This window comes from Ferdinandcohnia sp. GQ5, assembly GCF_059759275.1.
On the sequence record NZ_JCAXEW010000004.1, the window covers coordinates 286932 to 305477 of the forward strand.

General features: G+C 40.9%; 14 protein-coding genes. 5 read left to right on the forward strand and 9 right to left on the reverse strand.

Features of this window, described 5'->3' with window-relative positions; all coding sequences use genetic code 11:
• Positions 1 to 298: 298 nt before the first annotated feature.
• Positions 299 to 1156, reverse strand: coding sequence for an SIS domain-containing protein (locus tag AC6CHV_RS07285; protein WP_121445706.1), 858 nt, complete (start codon positions 1154 to 1156; stop codon positions 299 to 301).
• A 333-nt stretch (positions 1157 to 1489) separates the two neighbouring features.
• Between AC6CHV_RS07285 and AC6CHV_RS07290 the strand changes: the two genes are divergently transcribed.
• On the forward strand, positions 1490 to 2560 hold the full coding sequence (locus AC6CHV_RS07290; RefSeq protein ID WP_121445705.1) for a hypothetical protein: 1071 nt from the start codon (positions 1490 to 1492) through the stop codon (positions 2558 to 2560).
• 221 nt (positions 2561 to 2781) lie between these two features.
• On the opposite strand, the gene AC6CHV_RS07295 is transcribed toward AC6CHV_RS07290, so the two are convergent.
• From AC6CHV_RS07295 to AC6CHV_RS07305, 3 genes are all read right to left on the reverse strand, one after another.
• A complete protein-coding gene (locus tag AC6CHV_RS07295) occupies positions 2782 to 5655 on the reverse strand; it encodes a family 10 glycosylhydrolase (protein WP_498078487.1) in 2874 nt (957 codons plus the stop codon).
• A gap of 545 nt (positions 5656 to 6200) precedes the next feature.
• Positions 6201 to 7340: a M15 family metallopeptidase gene (locus tag AC6CHV_RS07300; protein ID WP_498078488.1), complete on the reverse strand. Its 1140-nt coding sequence runs from the start codon at positions 7338 to 7340 to the stop codon at positions 6201 to 6203.
• An 11-nt stretch (positions 7341 to 7351) separates the two neighbouring features.
• Positions 7352 to 8092: a TraX family protein gene (locus tag AC6CHV_RS07305; RefSeq protein WP_498078489.1), complete on the reverse strand. Its 741-nt coding sequence runs from the start codon at positions 8090 to 8092 to the stop codon at positions 7352 to 7354.
• 341 nt (positions 8093 to 8433) lie between these two features.
• Between AC6CHV_RS07305 and AC6CHV_RS07310 the strand changes: the two genes are divergently transcribed.
• Positions 8434 to 8958: a hypothetical protein gene (locus AC6CHV_RS07310; protein ID WP_121445701.1), complete on the forward strand. Its 525-nt coding sequence runs from the start codon at positions 8434 to 8436 to the stop codon at positions 8956 to 8958.
• A 166-nt stretch (positions 8959 to 9124) separates the two neighbouring features.
• Here AC6CHV_RS07310 and AC6CHV_RS07315 read toward each other — a convergent pair whose 3' ends face one another.
• A complete protein-coding gene (locus tag AC6CHV_RS07315) occupies positions 9125 to 10522 on the reverse strand; it encodes a VWA domain-containing protein (protein WP_498078490.1) in 1398 nt (465 codons plus the stop codon).
• A gap of 272 nt (positions 10523 to 10794) precedes the next feature.
• Here AC6CHV_RS07315 and AC6CHV_RS07320 point away from each other — a divergent pair, with 272 nt between their 5' ends.
• From AC6CHV_RS07320 to AC6CHV_RS07330, 3 genes are all read left to right on the forward strand, one after another.
• The gene (locus tag AC6CHV_RS07320; RefSeq protein WP_498078491.1) at positions 10795 to 11772 is read left to right on the forward strand and encodes a M20/M25/M40 family metallo-hydrolase; all 978 of its coding nucleotides are present in this window, start codon (positions 10795 to 10797) and stop codon (positions 11770 to 11772) included.
• Positions 11773 to 12436: 664 nt separating this feature from the next.
• Positions 12437 to 12676 (forward strand): hypothetical protein, encoded by a 240-nt coding sequence (locus tag AC6CHV_RS07325; RefSeq protein WP_498078492.1) that lies wholly within the window; start codon positions 12437 to 12439, stop codon positions 12674 to 12676.
• A gap of 406 nt (positions 12677 to 13082) precedes the next feature.
• Positions 13083 to 13961, forward strand: a complete 879-nt coding sequence (locus tag AC6CHV_RS07330; protein WP_498078493.1) for an N-acetylmuramoyl-L-alanine amidase — start codon at positions 13083 to 13085, stop codon at positions 13959 to 13961.
• 98 nt (positions 13962 to 14059) lie between these two features.
• Here AC6CHV_RS07330 and gloA2 read toward each other — a convergent pair whose 3' ends face one another.
• The 4 genes from gloA2 to AC6CHV_RS07350 all read right to left on the reverse strand — a co-directional run bounded on the left by gloA2 (position 14060) and on the right by AC6CHV_RS07350 (position 18404).
• Positions 14060 to 14446, reverse strand: a complete 387-nt coding sequence (gene gloA2 / locus AC6CHV_RS07335) for an SMU1112c/YaeR family gloxylase I-like metalloprotein (RefSeq protein WP_440272371.1) — start codon at positions 14444 to 14446, stop codon at positions 14060 to 14062.
• A gap of 220 nt (positions 14447 to 14666) precedes the next feature.
• Positions 14667 to 16082, reverse strand: coding sequence for an L-arabinose isomerase (gene araA, locus AC6CHV_RS07340; RefSeq protein ID WP_498078494.1), 1416 nt, complete (start codon positions 16080 to 16082; stop codon positions 14667 to 14669).
• Positions 16083 to 16098: 16 nt separating this feature from the next.
• Positions 16099 to 16794: an L-ribulose-5-phosphate 4-epimerase AraD gene (locus AC6CHV_RS07345; protein ID WP_498078495.1), complete on the reverse strand. Its 696-nt coding sequence runs from the start codon at positions 16792 to 16794 to the stop codon at positions 16099 to 16101.
• Positions 16788 to 18404 carry an FGGY-family carbohydrate kinase gene (locus AC6CHV_RS07350; RefSeq protein WP_498078525.1) on the reverse strand — a complete coding sequence of 539 codons (1617 nt, stop codon included), beginning with the start codon at positions 18402 to 18404 and terminating at the stop codon, positions 16788 to 16790. Before AC6CHV_RS07350 ends, AC6CHV_RS07345 begins: the two co-directional genes overlap by 7 nt.
• Positions 18405 to 18546: the final 142 nt, after the last annotated feature.

The window sequence follows — 18546 nt, forward strand, 5'->3', positions numbered from 1 at the left end:
AAAGGAGGATGAAAAGGACCCGTCGTCAACAACGCTACGTCCTGTGCAACTGTCTACACTAGCCCATCCTGCGCGTTAATAGTTCGAGGCGGTGCAGATTTGAACAGCGCAACGTATATTGTGAATACGTAAGCACAAAGAATGTTCCTTCCTTGAATCCGTTTCGCACGCCGGAAAAGTGGTTACTTTTCCAAGGAACTAAAAAACCAAGCCAACGAACTTCCACTGGATGTGTCAGCTTTTAGTCGAAGTTCCTCCAGCGCTATGACATTTTCGCCAGCCGTTTTGAACATCCACTCTAGTACAATTTATCAAGAACTGATTCCGCTGTATTTTTTATCGCTCTAAATGTTTGTTCTTTATTCTTAAGAGCTGCATTTGTTGCTAGAACATCTAATAGTAAAAGCTGAGCAATCTTTGAAGAGAAAATACCACCTTCAAATGGGGATTCCTTATTTGCAGCCAACAGAATTAAATCCGCATATTTTGTAATCGGTGACCTCGCCTGGTTTGTAATACAGATGATAAACGCATTATTTTCTTTCGCAATTTCAATTGCATCAACGACGTCCTTTGTGCTTCCTGATGAAGACAAGGCAATAATTAAATCTTCTTTGCCTAATAACGAAGCAGTCATTGACATGATATGTGAATCAGAAACATGTTCTGTATCATAGCCCAGCCTCATAAATCGATGTTTGCCGTCTAATGCCGTGAATCCTGAAGAACCAACCCCGAAAAAATAGATTTTCTTGGCGCTATTAATCTTTTCGACCGCTGTCTGTATAGTAGGATCTTGGAGTAGGGCGACTGTATCATTTAAAGCACTTACATTTTGATTCGCTATCTTTTTCGCAATCACATCAAGGGAGTCATTTTCCTCAATCTTTCCATATACTTGTTCATCAACTTCCATTAGGTTTTGTGCGACAGCCAATTTAAACTCTTGAAAGCCACGATATCCTAGTTTTCTACAAAAGCGCAAAACAGTAGTTTCTCCAACCCCTACCACTTCCGCTAAATCGGTAACAGACGAATAGACTGCTTCCTTGTGGTGTTCCATTATATAATCCGCTACCTTTTGCTCTGTTTTCGTAAGCGAGTTATATACAGATGTAATAATTAAAAGAGGGTTTACGTTCTCTGTCTTTGGCATTATAAAAATCTCCTTTTTTACTGCTAAAATAGTTTGAAGGAATATTCCTCCATTTTACACAAAAGAGAATATATCCTCCAACTCAAGAATACAAAATTCTCCCCGCTGGGTCAAGGGGACAGGTCCCTTGTCCCACCATTTATTTACATGTAGACGTTAACTTGTTCATCACTCATCTGTTAAAAATGGGGACTTTTTCCTCATTTATATAAAAAATGGAGGAATAATCCATCAAATATCGAAAGTAAATTAATATTGAATTCCCATCCCAACCTCTAAATGATTGAACAACTGTCATTGGGATTTCAATAAAATGGAGAGGAGGAAAACAAAATGAAAATGAAGTCTGCTTTAGTCTTAGGTACTGTTTTATTGGCATTTCTTTTGCCAAATCAGACATTCGCCAATGAAAATTATGTACCAATCGAAACACTTCAACCCGCTGTTCATCTAGAAAAGCCTGAATTAAAACAAACAGGAGGAAAACTGATACTGAGTGATTCTCCAGAAACATACTCTGACAGTGGTGCGTTTTATCGCGACTCCGCTACAGGAGAATTTCGTGTATTTTGGCATCATCAGAATACAAGTGGAGAGACTCGAATCGTCAGCGTTGCCCTAACCAATACCTCGGCGGAACCAGTAATGTTGTTCTCTAAAGGAGTTGGCGCTACAGCTAGTATTTATCCAGACGTTGCTGGGAAGGAAGCGTTAGTACAATTCCTAGAAGAAAAGGCTGAAAAAAAATACATTCAGACCCTACAGCCTGGTGAGAGCTATTTCTTGGAAACAAGTGCACCCGACGGAGAAACGGTTAGTGGGATTGCCCAATATGATGTTTATACAAAACATGGGAATCAGCCAGCCACTGTCACTGCAACGATTCTTAATTACGTAGAACGACCAGCTGACCCACTTTCTGTTGATATCTTACCGCCAGACTCACATGTTCGCGGAAGTTTTCCACACTTTGATCGTGAAGGTACACTTACGTATGATACTGCTTTAGGAAATGCCTATATTCGCCTCTCATCTGCTGCCTATGGTCAATGGAGCGATAAGTTACCGGGAGAATATGAAGAAGGTATTAGTGTTGTGGATGGAAACAAGCCGGTAATTAACAATGGGAATTATGGTGTGTTATATGATTTAGACGTTAAAGTGGAAAACAGTTTACATCGTCCACTGCAACTCTCAATCTATGATAATCCATCAGGTGGATTTGGCCATTTTGTGATGCAATGGAACGGTCACCTTAACACGACCGGCTTCCTAAGCTATGTAAATGCATGGAAGTTTGCGTCTGAAAACATTGGAGCCAACGGGAATCAATATGATTTTGTTACAAGTCTTCCAGGCGGCGCATCAGGTCCATCTGTGATTTACTTTGTTCCAGAAAACTAAAAGATAGAAAGGCTGCCATAATCAACATGGCAGCCTTTTTTTGTGTCACCGGTTGAGTTGCGGCTCACAATTTCAGCTGTGGGAAACGGGTTCTTCCCGCTCACAATTTCAGTTGGTGGGACTCGGGCTCTTCCGACTCACGAATTCAGTTGTGGGTCACGGGGACAGGTCCCCCGTCCCACATACTTTTACACGGAAAAGGGACCTGTCCCTCCGTCCCATTATAAATTTTTTAAATATGATACTAGTTGTTCAGCCACTTCTTCTGGTATGTGTTTACCAGCATGTTTTTGAACAAATAGCTGAAGATCTTCTAGTTTTTGGTTACCACTCGCTTTTGCTTCCTCAGCTTGCTCAACTAAGCCCGCTTCTTTAAGCTCTTCTGCTGAAGCAAAATCCTTTTGTGCACTTTCTAATTGAGCAAGTACCGCTTGTTGGATACCTTTATTCGTGAAAGTAGCATTTTCAACAAATCCGATTACTTTATCAAATGTAAGTTCTTCACCAATAACCGTTACCGTTTGTTGATGTGTTTTGAAACCATCGACAGTAACGACTATTTCAATTTGATTTTCACCTGGCTGAAGTGCAAGCTGTGCTGTGAATTCACCGTTTGATTGAAGTGTTGCTGGTGAACCATTCACTTGTACCTCTGCTTCTCCAGGTCCGACTACTTGCACTTTTCCTTGATATTCAAAACCTACAGTTGGATAGGTTTTCCCCTCATACTCTAAAAATCCTTTTAATAACGCGGAACGAACCTCATCCCCAATATCAAAATTAGTACCAACAAGGACCCTTTTTTCACGGGCACCGGATCGATCAAGTGCTGAAACGACAAATCCACCTTCAGGAATGAGACTATTGTTATCTTCTACAGCAGCCCAGTTCCAGTTCATTGCTTGTTTTTTATTGACCATCTTAACAACTTTACCATTTGCATCAACTACTGCTTCTACTCCCCATTTATTGGTTCCTGTTGAAAGTCCAAACGAGTCAGAGTAAACATTTAAATTATCATCATTACGATTGACATTAAAGAAATCGCCAACAAAAGGACTTTCTGGTTGGATTGGATTACTGATTCCTAAAACATAATCTTTCACGTATTCCTCGTCTGCAATAGAAGCTTTAATGACAGGGAAGTTCGCTTGTGAATAGTCAAAAAGCATAAGTCCACTTGTATTTTGAAGACCAGCTTGGAAGACTTCTCTTTGTAGGGCTGGATCTTGTACATTCACCAATGCCATTCCTGCATAAAGAGGTACTTGTCCATCAGTTAAAATATTTCCTAACGTAATATATCTATTGATTTCCTGTGATGTTGTTTGGTACGTACCAATCATTAGGAAGTCTAATTTATCAGTATAAGCTGTTTGTCTATACTCTTCACTATATAAACTCTCTTGTGGAAATTGTAAGCGAGAATCATATGAAAAAGTTGGACTCGACCAGTTTACACCGTTCAGATAATACGATTCATACCATGAACCAACATACGCAGACAACTGAATATCTCGATTTTCACTACTATTATATTGGTCAACTAATTCTCTTGTTTCTTCTACGTAACTATTAATGACACCCGATCTAAACGTATACCATTCATTAATGAGTGGACCATCTACACGGTTACTACCTTCATAATAGAAGATATCTTCTGGCCAATTTGTTAATGTTTTTCCTTTTTTATCAAGGAAATCTTCAAATTGCGCTCTAGTAAGATCGCTAAAATCAGCAAAATAATTATCATATCTTCCACGGTCTAATAAGACGCCGTCAACATCATAGTTTTTCATTACTTCTTCAAATGTTTTTAATTGATAGTCACGAACCTCAGGGTTAGATGGGTTCACAAATGTAACTAATGCACCACTTTTACCATACGTACTTTCTCTTAAAGGTAAAATTGCTCCGTTATCTTCAGAACGATAGACTTCCTCTTCCCATTCTGGATGATCATTTAAAACGGCAAATTCATTATGAGCAATAGAGCCTTCTGCAAACACGTTAAAAGAAGCATGAACCTCTAATCCTAACTCATGGCCATGTTTGATAAACTCTTCTAGTAAATCTAAATCTGGGTTCGAACCACTTCTACCTTCTGCTGTCATCTCACTTACATATGGACGATTTGTTAAATCATTCTTTTGATAGGAAGCGAATCCTTCAACACCTTTTACATCTAACACAACAGCCGTTACGCCTGCATCTTTCGCCTCGAGGAGCATATTACGTACATCCTCACTAGACTGGAATCTTCGAGCGCTTGGTCCTTGCTCAACCCAGAGAAACACTTCCTTCTCCTCTACAGATGGGTTGTCCTGATAGTAAACAACTAAAGACTTTACATCATGTAAAATATCATTCTTGTAAATTTCTACATCAATATAATTCGTCCCTTTTGCCAGTTCATACACATACTGGAAGGAACCATCTTCTTGAAGCTCTACCTCCTGCCCATTTACAAGTAATTGATAGCTTTGATCACTTTCAATGTTTTGAATGGAGCCAGAAATATCAGCCTGCGATTTAGTAAGCGTATACATTAATTCATTTTCTAAATCAATACTTGCTTTCAATCCATCACCAGTCATAAATTCTGTAATAGGAACTTCATTTCCGTTTTTCCTTAACTTAATCGTATCGCCTACTTTAAAATTTGTGGCTAAGAATTTACGGAAGTTTTTCGTTGCCCAAGAATCGTCATGAGCTAAAAGCACATATCCACCTTCTGGTATTGCTAAAGACTGTTCTTCCTCCCAAACAGGTGGTGCCCCATTTACAGATTGACTAACAACGTCTGTAACTTTATTATTTGCATCCACTTGAACAGCAACCCAGAACTGTTTCACTAAAATCTCTTTTGCATACTCAGATGTATAAAGCATGATAAAATCTGCTTTACCCTCAACATCTTCATCAATATAACTTATTGGATGCTTAAGCCCCATTGGATCAATTGAAGGGTCTAATGGTGCTGCCTCAACCTCAATCAAATCCTCACTTTTCGTTTCAGCAAGTGGTGAAACCGGAAATAAGGAAATCAGTAATAGCAATGATAAAAAAACACCTAAAAACTTTTTGACTTTCACAACCTTCACTCCCTTAATTTTGTAAGTTAATTTGGTAAGTAAAAAAAATTACTTTACACCTCCCATAACCATTAGAAGGTAATAACCTCCTAAAAATAAAATAAGTTAGGAAAAATCCTCCTGAACTCAACATACAGAAGTACATTTAAGAGGTCAATGAAAAAGTTGAATTTTCAAATAAATAGGAAAAAGGTAATAGGACATGAGTTGGGTCGCAGGGTTAGGTCCCCTGTACCACTCCCATTAAACAAAAAAAGGCACAATAAGTGCTTTTTTTAGCCACTCATTGCGCCTTATTTATTTCTCATAAAATTTCGTTTGCAATATCAACATTATAACTGCCTATTTTCACACATCAAAAATTCGTCCAAACAAACGATTGATTGAATTTCATATTTCTGCTGATATTGAATTAGGGTGCCAATCAAACGTTTGTTTGAAATTAAAGTTCCAGATTCATACTAAGTTAATTAAAGCGAAATTTCACTATAGTAGAATAGGGACGAGGGACCTGTCCCTCTGACCCACCGGGGGCCTTTGTCCCGTTATGGGCTCTCGCTTAATATGTCAGTTAGTAGGTAACCCCCGTCGCTTGGGTTTTGTTTAGTTTGGTTCATGGCATCTAGATCGTTAAAGTGCCACCATTCGGATGCGAGTGGTGTGAGTCCAGCGTTTGTCAAATAGGATTGGAGTGTTTTCGCCGATTCGTTCATTGTGTCTGCTAAAACTGCATTTTTCCATGCTGTTGGCGATGATGATGGGACAGGCTTTGTAAATGTAATGGATGCCAAGCTTAGTTCGTGAATAGGTGTTGGCATCGTATATTCCGTGTAATCCGTGATGTCGGTCACTAAATATTCACCAATGGCTATATCTTCTTTTGATTCGACTCTGGCTAAAGTTACATCAATCGCATAGCCCATTTGATGGTTCGAAATGTTTTTAGCGATAAACCAACCTGTGCTCCAAGGAGCTGTATTTATACCAGCCATTACAGCCATATCCTCATATGCCACAGAAGTCAATGCATCTACCACTGCTTTTTGAACGGAATAAGGTCGATATCCTTCATATATGACAAGTGTATCGCCATGCGCCAAAGCTTCTTGTTGGGCAAGATATATCTTTTTTGACATGGAATACAAAACCGGTACAATGAATTCTTCTTTCCCAAATCTCTCATTAAAAGCTTTACCTTCATACAAAGTTTGTCCAGTTATTCCTGGGATTTCGATTCCGGACGAAACGAACTTAGATGAATAGGTGTTGCTGCTATTATAGGCAATGGAAGGAATCACGTCGGGAAGATTAATGAAACAATACGTATGATCAATCCATCCCTCTGAAGTGGCATCTTTCACAAACCACCAATTTCCTTCTTCTTCTAAAATTGTAAAAGCTGTTCCAGCATTAAGTGTTTCAATAGTTTCCGAGTCTACATTTGGAGAAGTTTTTAGGTTTAGATCAACAGATGTATATCCTGTTGCACCATGAATCGGCAATTCCAAATCACCTTCATATTTTTCAGGAGTTGGGATTGGCTCTAACTCTTCGAGCGAATCTGTCTCTTGAACGTTCGCCACAGCTTCTACCGACTCTTCAACTTTCACATTTCCTGTAACATTTGAACAAGCTGCAAGTACCAGTAAAAATGAAATAAGTGCAAGTATCTTAGATCTGGACATATACCCGCCCCCTAAGCGTAAATTACGTATTTTATAATATATAAAACGATTAAATGTAATGGATAAAAAACATAAAATCCCCATTTTAAAAGGTTCGATTTTCTCCCACGCCTGCCTTTGTACAACAGTAACAATGGGATGGCCAGGAAAATGCCAATTTGATACGCATGATGCCAGCCCATATTCAAAATTTGCGGTATGATGTGAGCAAATATCCCGATAAGAACAAAGCTAATAATTTGTTTTTTCAATTGTCCTCGATAAATGCCAAAAAATACGATCCACAATACGGCCACGAAGTTCCAATCTGCAGGATACGCAAACATACAACAGACAAAAACAAGGGCTAGTTTCGCATACAATGAGAGTTTTTCACTTTTTACAATCGTCAATGCGATTAATCCCAACGCGAGACTCCACATGACACTCGTCGTTTTCCACGGCGACAATTTAAAGTATAGTACATACGGAAAGTGAGAGATAGCTGCAAATATAACCAGTCTTTCGATATACTTTCTAATATTGGATGTGTAAAAATATCCCATCGCGATAAAATAACAAAATATCGGTGCGACAACCCTCCCTGGAATCCGCAAAACAAAACCAGCTACCGTTTCCTGAGGGATAAAACCCGCAACAAGATGGTCAAAAAACATCGCAATCAGAGCTATGTACTTCAAAGCATTTGACGTCAAATCCCTCTGAAAAATAGTATCCTGAAACATATCCTTCTGATAAGTAGTATACTGCATCCATTCTCCCTCACTTATTGCGGGACAAAGGGACAGGTCCCTCGTCCCAAATTCATCAACCACATGAAAAAAGGCACAACGAGCATTTTTATTACACTCATTGTGCCCTAATCATATTTAAATTATTGGAGATAGCTCGGTACTAAACTTTTTTCTCATGCCCAAGTTTTAGTATCACGGTTAATTCGTCTCTATCCACTATCTTTCATAAAGTTAAACTTCATAATTATATCCTTTCGGAAGATGGAAAAGATAAAGCAGATGTACTTTTAGTATTCTTTGCTAATACATTTTTAATGACTATATAAAAAAACATAAAATGAATGGCCGAGGTGAATAGAATGACAATTGAGATTTCCGATATAAGTTATTCATTTTCTTTTGAAACTGACTTAAATATGATGAATGGCTACGGTGAAATCAAAATATTTTCGGATGAAGTTTTTGAACAAGAGGAAACAATTGGAGGTATTTCATTCCATTATTATAATGGCTATGAATTTGATACCAATCAAGAACTCCTTATCAGCTCAGACTCTGTATCTGGTGATGAAATTTATATGATACATTCATTCTTGGAAAGTGACTTCGATCGAGGAAAAATTGTTACACTAGACCGAATAGATGTACAAGAAACTTACCATTCAGTTGAGATAGAACTGCAGATTTTAGAAGAATTTGTTGAGTTCTGTAACTACATGGATTTTGACTACATAGTAGTAATTGCAGCAAACCCGAAACATCACGATAAAAAAGGAATCGTTGAATTTCCACAATTAAAACCGTACCGCGAACTCAATTTTACGAAATTGGGAGGAACTGATAATCGATTACCCGTTATGATTAAGGTTCTAGATGAGATATAAGTTACATGCGGACAGGTTGTAAAAAAACAAAACAAGCCGCTTTTTGCGACTCATTACGCTCCCAATTTATTCTTAATATTGTTGTGGTGCACAGGGACCTGTCCCTTCGTCCCACATGCTCGAGATGCAACTCCACAAAAAAGACCAGGAGCAATTCCCTGGCCTTTTAGTTCCCATTTTTCTTATCAATGGTTTCTCGTATTTTTTGGTTACCTTCGTCAATGTATTCACGTCGTTCACGGTTCCCATTGTCAATAGATTCCCTTCGGAGTTGGTTACTTGTATCGATTCCATACCGTCTTTTGTCATTCGTGTAGTCGATCACCATAGAGCGTACATTTCGGACCGGATGGTCAAAGTCCTCGAAACGATCCTCGAGATACTCCTGCGCCGCCTTCAGCCGCTCTTTTTCACGAAAGGCCTTTTCCTTCACGCTTTCTTTTGTGTCAAAGGCAATTTTCTTTTTCTCTTCTTTTATATCGAATGCTTGCTTCTTCCCAGCTTCTTTCCACTCGAACCATTTCTTTTGAATCTCTTGATATTGGGCTCTCATATACTCTTTAAGATCCCGTTCGGAGTTAACATACGTGAACTCACCTTTTCCAGCACTCGCTACTTCCTTAAGAAGCTTTTGACCCTCGTTATCGACATCAAATCCAATGATATTGACAACTGTTTGGATATCGGATGAAACGAGATCTTCCGCTTCCTTTACCGGATCGCCGTTACAAGTTTCAATCCCATCACTTACAACATAGACCACTACATCATCTGTGCCCTCTGGAATATCTCCCTTAACCATTTGCAGCGCAAGCGCGATAGGTGTCCAACCAACCGGTTTCACTTGTGATAACGCAGTTTGAAATCCTGCAGCTTCAAAATGGCTATTATATAAAACTTCCGTACTGTCACAGGACAGTCCTTTATCAGAATCACTATTCGAGCCCTTATGTCCATAAACTCGTAATGAGAGGGTCGCGTTTTCTGGGACTTGTTCCGCGAATTCCATAACGGCTTCCTTCGCAGCTTCCATCCTTGTCTTGCCTCCAACCTTTGCCGCCATACTGCCACTAGCATCCACTAAAATGGCATAGTGGGCTGTTTTTAAAGTTGGCGCATCAACAGTTTCATCCGGACGATCTATGTCAACCTCAATGGTCGAATCAAAGGTAAGGAGCGTCTCCATTTCCTGATGGTAATCCTCAGTCAATAAATACTTCAGTTCTTCCATATACTGCTCTTTGGTAAGGTCATCTGGCAACTGGTCGAGTGCTTCCTGAACCTTTGCCTCGTCATACTTATCACCACTAAAAACTCCCGGATGACGCAGCATCTCCTGCTCAAGCTCCGTTAATTCACGCTCGACACCTTCAACTTCATAATAGGCAACCTCTCTTGGAGTATAAACTTCCTCCGTTGGCTCTTCATCTCTCTCGGCCTTAGTTGTTTTTGCTTCCTCCGTTTTTGGTCCCTCAGGTTCAGCTTTCGCCGGCTGACTCTCATCCTTCGAACACGCAGACAGCAAAAGCGCCAGCATAGCCAAACTTAGTAAAAGTTTCTTCAATCCTATTCTCCCCTCCAACAATGGGTCACGGGTACAGGTCCCTCCGTCCCATATCTAAATCACACCATTTACATACTACTACAATCAACACCCAAAATTTCCTAAATTAGTAAAAATAGGCAATAAGTATTATGCGTTGATATACAAGGACAGGTTTTATATCCCTATACGGGACAGGGGACCTGTCCCTCTGTCCCACCTTTCGCCCTATTTCACCTTCCCTATAAATATATTAATCTATAAATTAATACCTATATGAAGGGGGAATGGGAATGAAAAAGAAGTTGGCTTTGTTTTTAATTGTTTTGATGGTAAGTTTACTCGGTTTTGTTGGAGGTGTTTCAGCACAGACGGTTACGTATCATCCATCTTTGGTGCATAAAGATGGGGCAATGGCCTATGAGCACATGAAGTATCTGGCATATGAAATTGGGCCTAGAGTTGCCGGAACTGGAAATGAACGAAAAGCTGAGCAATACGTTAAGAGTCAATTTGAACGCATGGGTTTCACTACTGAGGTTCAGGAATTTAACTACACAAGAGGTGGAGCTACTATCACATCTTCTAACGTGATTGCCTACAAACCAGGCAAATCTAGCAAACAAGTAATCGTTGGCGCACATTATGATTCCGTTTCTGCCGGCCGTGGAGTGGATGATAATGCATCTGGCGTTGGAGTTATGCTCGAGGTGGCAGAGGTATTGAAAAAAATTAATACCCCATACTCCATCGTATTCATTGCTTTTGGGGCTGAGGAACAAGGCTTAAGGGGTTCTAACTACTATGCAAGTCAGATGACAGAAGATGAAATTGAAAATACAGTTGGCATGATTAACCTTGACAGCCTAGCGGTCGGGGACCAAATGTATGTCTATGGCAGCCCAGGGGAAGATGGATTCATTCGTGATCAAGCATTAAAGATCGTTGAGAAAAAGAAACTAAATATCGAAACAAATCCTGGACTAAATCCGGATTATCCTGCTGGCACAACAGGCGACTGGAGTGACCATGCTCCATTCAAGAGGGCTGGTATTCCAATCGGATATCTTGAGTCAACGAACTGGGAAATTGGAGATTTAGATGGATATACCCAAACGGTTAAACACGGGGGAGTATGGCATACAAAAAACGACACCATTGAATTTATTGAACAAGAATTCCCTGGTAGAATCCAAGAACACCTCTCCTCATTTAGTGTATTACTAACCGATCTACTAAAATTCATGAATAAAACAAGCACAGCAAAATAGTATAGCACCGCAGTTTGCGTTGAGTCTCAGGTGGGACGAAGGGACAGGTCCTTCGTCCCACCTATTTTGAGTTTCGCTAGCTTCATATAAAAATTACTAATTTCAACGAATTGAAGTTAACATAAACAAAAATAGCTCCTTATCGTAGTCACGTAGGTTAACTTGGATAGAGGATATCTTACCAAACCAGAGCTACAATACGATAAAGAGCTTTTACTTATTCTTAGTATATCCATTAAAACTATTGTCCAAACATATCAAGATTTTTTTACTGTTTGGGCTGGGACACGGGACCTGTTCCTCCGTCCTATTAATTTTTTGCAGGGGCGCAGGAACAGGTTCCTCGCCCTACCAATTTTTTATAGGGTCAAGGGGGCAGGTTCCTCGTACCACCGTAAATTGAACACAGGTCCAACTTTGGAATTTTCGGGATCACTGTGCCATCCTACACACCATTCACCCAATCCAAATATTAACCAATATAAAAAAGGGGCATCACCAACTTTTGGTGATGCCCTTTTTCACCTTGTTTTGTCTATAACAATCGTAAAGGAAAGATTTTGTCCAAGGACTAGTAAACTTCGGACGTGGAGGTGGCGAAACGGCGAGAGCGTGTCTGAAGACGAGCAAGCTTCAGACAAAGTAATGGTGAAGAGGAAAGATTGTGTCCGAAGACGAACAAACTTCAGACAACGAAGCAACGAAATGGCGTGATTCTGTCCGAAGACGAGCAAACTTCAGACAGGGAAGCAACGAAAAGGCGACGGTGTGTCCGAAGACGAGCAAACTTCAGACAAGGAAGCAACGAAAAGGCGACGGTGTGTCCGAAGACGAGCAAACTTCAGACAAGCTAGTAACGAAATGGCGTGATTGTGTCCGAAGACGAGCAAACTTCGGACAATGAAGCAACAAATAGGCGAGTTTGTTTCCGAAGGCTAGCAAACTTCAGACAGGGAAGCAACGAAAAGGCGACGGTGTGTCCGAAGGCTAGCAAACTTCGGACAGGGATGCAACGAAAAAGCGACGGTGTGTCTGAAGACGAGCAAACTTCGGACAACGAAGCAACGAAATGGCGTGATTCTGTCCGAAGACGAGCAAACTTCGGACAAGGTAACAACGAAAATGCGTGCTTCTGTCCGAAGACGAGCAAACTTCGGACAACATAGCAACGAAAAGGCGTAGTTGTGTCCGAACACCCCCTTAGAACTTAGACAGCTGTCCCAACTATAGCCCCTATTTCGCCAAACAAGGTATGTGCCTGTACAAACAAAATGAATTTTACATATTTTAACAGTAAAGGAGTGATTTTTATGAGCTGGATACAAGATGCCGGGCATGGTGGTAGTGACCCAGGTGCGGTGGCGGACGGGAATACGGAGAAGGTTTATACACTAGAAGCTGCACTTTATGTGGACAAACGGTTGGCTGAACTGGGGATTGCAAGTGACTTGACCCGTTCAAGTGATGTTACTATAAATCCCGAGCCAAGGACCTCGAAGGTAAAGAAATACAAAAAGTGTATTTCCCATCATTTTAATGCTGGCGGAGGTAGTGGTGTTGAAACCATCCACTCGATTTATGCTAATGGCAAGTTTGAGCAAATGTTAATTGAGGAATTTAGAAAAGCTGGCTATCCAGTTAGACCACGCCCTGTGTACACACGTAATAATTCTTCGGGCGGGGATTATTACTATATGCATAGACTTACTGGAAATTGTCGTACTACTATACTAGAATACGAATTTGTGGATGGCCCACAATCCGATAAAATCAAGGATAAAGCATACCGAGAAGGAATGTATGAATGCGTGGTTCGCGCTATTTGTCTTGATGAAGGTGTTAAATATGCTGGACCTGGTTCTGAACCAAAACCAGCACCTAAACCCGAACCAACGCCTGTCAATCCTCCGAAAGAAAATCTCGCAGTTGACGGTTATTTCGGGCCGAAAACAATCAGTGCCCTCCAAAGATATTTCGGAACACCTGTAGATGGCTACATTAGCAAACCATCACTCGTCATAAGAGCATTGCAAAAATGGCTCGGCGTCACACAAGACGGCTACTTCGGGCCAATTACAATCTCATCCCTACAAAAACGACTAGGAACACCAGTTGATGGGGTCATAAGCAAACCATCACTCGTCATTAAAGAACTGCAAAGACGTTTAAACAAAGGAAACTTGGGATAATATTGAAGGCCACAGGGGTTTCTGGTGGGTCACGGGGAAAGTTCCCGCGCCCCACCATTTTTTTCCTTTTGGGACAAGGGACCTGTCCCTCTGTCCCATTATCTTTCGTAGAGTTCTAATGGTAAGTCGTCTGGGTCTCTAAAGAAGGTGAATTTTTTACCCGTCACCTCGTCAATTCGCAAATCTTCTACTATGATTTTTTTGGCAGTTAACTCTTTCACCGCTTCTTCTATATCATCAACTTCAAAGGCTAAATGACGCAGACCCGCTGCCTCCGGATAACTTAGTCTTTTTGACGAGTCCGGAAATGAGAACAACTCGATTTGATAGGTATCTCCAACAGCTAAATCAAGTTTGTAAGAATCACGGTCTACACGAAACGTTTCATTTAAAATGGTAAAACCAAGCTTATTGACATAAAAGTCTTTTGACCTCTCATAGTCAGTACAGATAATGGCAATATGGTGAATACGATTAATTTTCAAAGTAACCATCCTATCCTAATAGTAATTAGTAGTTGATTCATAAATAAATAGTTGGAACTCCTGGCCCTCTATAAAACAGAGTATAATAAAAAAAGAAGTGCTTGAACACTTCTTCTGTACCCTCAACGATTAACTATTCTCGAAAATATGGTAGCAATATTAAAATAAGGATAGTATTTCATGCCAGGGCTGGAACAGTGGACCTGCCCTGCGTCCCAAATTATTTTATTAGGACGTATTCGAGGTCGACTAGTTTGGCGTAGGTTATGATTTGGTCTGTTGTTAATTTCAACGAGACGACTGTATGGTGACCGCCGCCGTTTTCGATCCAGGCTTTTACGCCATCTTGAAAGTTTGGCTTTACCTCCCAAAGGACACGCGCTACTGGAAGATTTGGAGCTGGGGTGGTTGGTTCAAATGCGCAAACTTCATTGATTAATAGTTTGTAATGGGAACCAAAGTCGGCCATTGAGACGACGACACCGTCTCCTGCCTTCCCGTCAAATACTAAGCGTGCAGGATCCTCTCGATCACCGATACCAAGTGGCGATACAACGATTCTCGGTCTATTGCTTGCTAAGGTCGGATCGACCTCAAGCATATGAGATTGAAGGACTGCTTCCTGACCAGCAGCTAATTCATACGTGTAGTCTTCCATAAACCCCGTTGATTCGTTATGGCTCATTACCTTTAATAAGCGATCAAGTGCGGCCGTTTTCCAATCGCCTTCCCCCGCAAACCCATATCCCTGTGCCATTAATCGTTGAACAGCAAGACCAGGTAATTGCTTCATACCATATAAATCTTCGAAGTTTGTGGTAAAAGCATTGTACCCTCCATCATCTAAGAAACGCTTAATTGCGATTTCATAGCTTGCTTGCACTTTTACGCTAGCTTCCCAAGCCACTCTCTCGTAACTGCCATGATCAAACTCATAGTTCTCTTCATATTCGGCAAACAATGCATCGATTTCTTCTTCCTTAACCTCATTCACATACCGAACTAGATCACCAATTCCAAAATAATCGACTGTCCATCCGAATTGAATTTGCGCTTCAATTTTATCTCCCTCGGTAACGCCAACATTTCGCATGTTGTCACCAAATCGAGCAACTTTTATGTTGAAACTTTCATTATACGCAACGGCTACATCCATCCAGTCTGCAATCTGCTTCTGTACTTCTGGGCGCTGCCAGTAACCGACTACCACTTTATTTTGCTTTTTCAAACGAGCATTGATAAACCCATATTCCCGGTCACCATGAGCGGATTGGTTTAAATTCATAAAATCCATATCAATTGATGCCCAAGGAATACTTTCATTAAACTGGGTTGCCAAATGTAAGAGTGGTTTTTGTAATAAATTTGTTCCTCGAATCCACATTTTTGCAGGTGAGAATGTATGCATCCACGTGATGACACCGACAACCTCATCCCGGTAGTTTACTTCTTTCATCAGGTTTGTAATTTTATCTGCACTAACCGCTAATTCTTGTAGAATGAGCGGATAAGGTAGTATACCACTTTCATTTAAGGCGTCCGTCATCTCTTGAGCATGTGCTTTTACTTCTGCCAACGCTACTTCCCCATATAGATGTTGGGAGCCCACGATAAACCAAAATTCTTTTTTCTCCATCCTAATCCCCTTTCAATCACTTTTGGCCGTAATATGCGTTTTTCCCGTGTTTTCGTAGATAGTGCTTATCTAAAATCCGTTGTGGCAGCTCTGATGCAAGGTCATTTAGTCCCCTTGCAAACAGGTTCATTTTTGAAACTTCATCCAAGACAACACTGTTTACCACTGCCGCCTTTACATCTTTACCCCATGTAAATGGGCCATGGCCACGTAGCAAGACACCTGGAACCGCTAAAACATCGAGCCCACGTTCCTCAAATGTTTCAATAATGACTTGACCCGTTGCTGCTTCATATCCACGATCAATTTCCTCTTGTGTCAAAAAACGTGCACATGGGATTGCGCCATAAAATGTATCGGCATGAGTTGTTCCCATCGCCTGAACATCAAGACCTGCTTGCGCCCAAATTGTCGCCCATGTTGAATGAGTATGAACGATGCCACCAATTTCAGGATAATGCCTATATAGCACGGCGTGTGTCAGTGTATCTGATGAGGGATTCATGTCTCCTTCAACAACATTCCCATCTAAATCAACAACCACCATGTCACTTGGTTTCATCGTCTCATACTCAACACCACTTGGCTTGATCACAAATAAACCACGGTCATGGTCAATCGCACTCGCGTTTCCCCACGTGAATTTTACAAGTCCATGTTTGGGCAATTCTAGATTCGCCTGGTATACTTCTTCCTTCAGATGTTCTAACACGTTACCCCTCCCTCATTTTTGACATACAGCAAATGTTCAACAGCAGCTCGCTCAATCTCAAGTCCTTTTCTATATCGCTCAATAAACACTTCAAATCCCGCTACGTCCTCAGGGTCAGGATCGATTTTGTCCCCTACCACATCTTTAAAAACTCTGTTATCTAGAAAGTCTTCTAAACTTTCATTCTTGTTTTTATTCATCATATAAGAAGCTAGGATTGCCATTCCCCACGCACCGCCGTCACTGGCCGTTGCCATAACAGAAACGGGAGCATTCATTGCAGCTGCCACCATCTTTTGTCCTACTACAGGTGTTTTAAATAGTCCACCATGCGCGAGAATACTATCTATCGCAACATTTTCTTGCTTCGTTAGAATATCCATTCCCATTTTCAACGCACCAAAAGCAGTAAAAAGATGTGTCCGCATGAAGTTCGCTAGATTAAAAGGACTTTCCGGAGAACGAACAAATAATGGTCTACCTTGATCTAATCCCGTGATATTCTCACCTGAAAAATAACCATAGCTTAGCAATCCACCACCGTCTCGGTCTGCTTCCAACGCTTTGTTGAACATCAAACTGAATAATTGAGCAGTATCAATTTCATATCCCATCGCTTCCGAAAACTCTCGGAACAGTCCCAGCCACGCGTTGATATCACTTGAACAGTTATTCGCATGAACCATCGCAACAGGACTCCCGTTCGGGGTCGTAACGATGTCAATTTCCGGATATACTTTTAAAAGTTCTTTTTCTAACACAATCATGGCAAAAACGGAAGTTCCTACGGAGATGTTTCCGGTGCGTTTACTTACACTATTTGTCGCTACCATCCCTGTTCCTGCATCACCTTCTGGTGGACAAATCGGGATTCCAGGTTGCAATTGCTGTGAAGGATCTAGAGTGTTTGCTCCCTTTTCTGTTAAAAGACCTGCTTGTTTTCCTGAAATATAAACGGTCGGAAGAATATCACTAAGCTTCCAAGGGTACTTTTTCACGGCAATTAGTTTATCAAATGGCTTAATCATGGCTTCATTGTAATCCTTCGTTTCTTCATCAATCGGGAACATCCCAGAAGCATCGCCAATTCCGATCGCTTTGTTTCCGGTCAGTAACCAATGAATATAGCCAGATAACGTAGTGATATAATCGATTCGAGGTACATGTTCCTCTTCATTTAAAATGGCTTGATAGAGGTGAGCAATACTCCACCTTTCCGGAATATTGAATTGAAATCGATTGGTTAAATCATTCGCTGCAGGACCTGTCGTCGTATTCCGCCAAGTTCGAAATGGAACCAGCAGCTCTCCCGTCTTATCAAAAACCAAATACCCATGCATCATGGCCGAAAAGCCAATCGAACCAATTGTTCGTAGTGTAATTCCAAATTTGCGTTCAACTTCCTGTTTCATTTCACGATAAGCCGCTTGCATACCAGCGATAACATCCTCTAATCCGTACGTCCAATAACCATTTTCCAACCGATTTTCCCACTCATAACTGCCAGACGCGATTGTTTCAAAATGCTTATTAATCAAAACCGTCTTAATCCGGGTGGAACCAAACTCAATCCCAAGCGAAGTCTCACCCCTCGCTATCGCCAGCTGCATCTCATCATAATTCACCCTCACATCACATCCCTCCTCAAATGGGTCACGGGGACAGGTCCCTCGTCCCACCATTTTTTCCTGGGACAAGGGACCTGTCCCTCTGTCCCAAACCATGCGAGCACAACCCCATTGGAAATTACTG

What these genes read in the sequence shown, in the direction of transcription:
- AC6CHV_RS07320 (WP_498078491.1), top strand. Translation starts at nt 10,795, where the DNA reads ATGAAAAAGAAGTTGGCTTTGTTTTTAATTGTTTTGATGGTAAGTTTA.
- AC6CHV_RS07285 (WP_121445706.1), bottom strand. Translation starts at nt 1,156, where the DNA reads ATGCCAAAGACAGAGAACGTAAACCCTCTTTTAATTATTACATCTGTA.
- AC6CHV_RS07300 (WP_498078488.1), bottom strand. Translation starts at nt 7,340, where the DNA reads ATGTCCAGATCTAAGATACTTGCACTTATTTCATTTTTACTGGTACTT.
- AC6CHV_RS07305 (WP_498078489.1), bottom strand. Translation starts at nt 8,092, where the DNA reads ATGCAGTATACTACTTATCAGAAGGATATGTTTCAGGATACTATTTTT.
- AC6CHV_RS07330 (WP_498078493.1), top strand. Translation starts at nt 13,083, where the DNA reads ATGAGCTGGATACAAGATGCCGGGCATGGTGGTAGTGACCCAGGTGCG.
- araA (WP_498078494.1), bottom strand. Translation starts at nt 16,082, where the DNA reads ATGGAGAAAAAAGAATTTTGGTTTATCGTGGGCTCCCAACATCTATAT.
- AC6CHV_RS07310 (WP_121445701.1), top strand. Translation starts at nt 8,434, where the DNA reads ATGACAATTGAGATTTCCGATATAAGTTATTCATTTTCTTTTGAAACT.
- AC6CHV_RS07350 (WP_498078525.1), bottom strand. Translation starts at nt 18,404, where the DNA reads ATGCAGCTGGCGATAGCGAGGGGTGAGACTTCGCTTGGGATTGAGTTT.
- AC6CHV_RS07290 (WP_121445705.1), top strand. Translation starts at nt 1,490, where the DNA reads ATGAAAATGAAGTCTGCTTTAGTCTTAGGTACTGTTTTATTGGCATTT.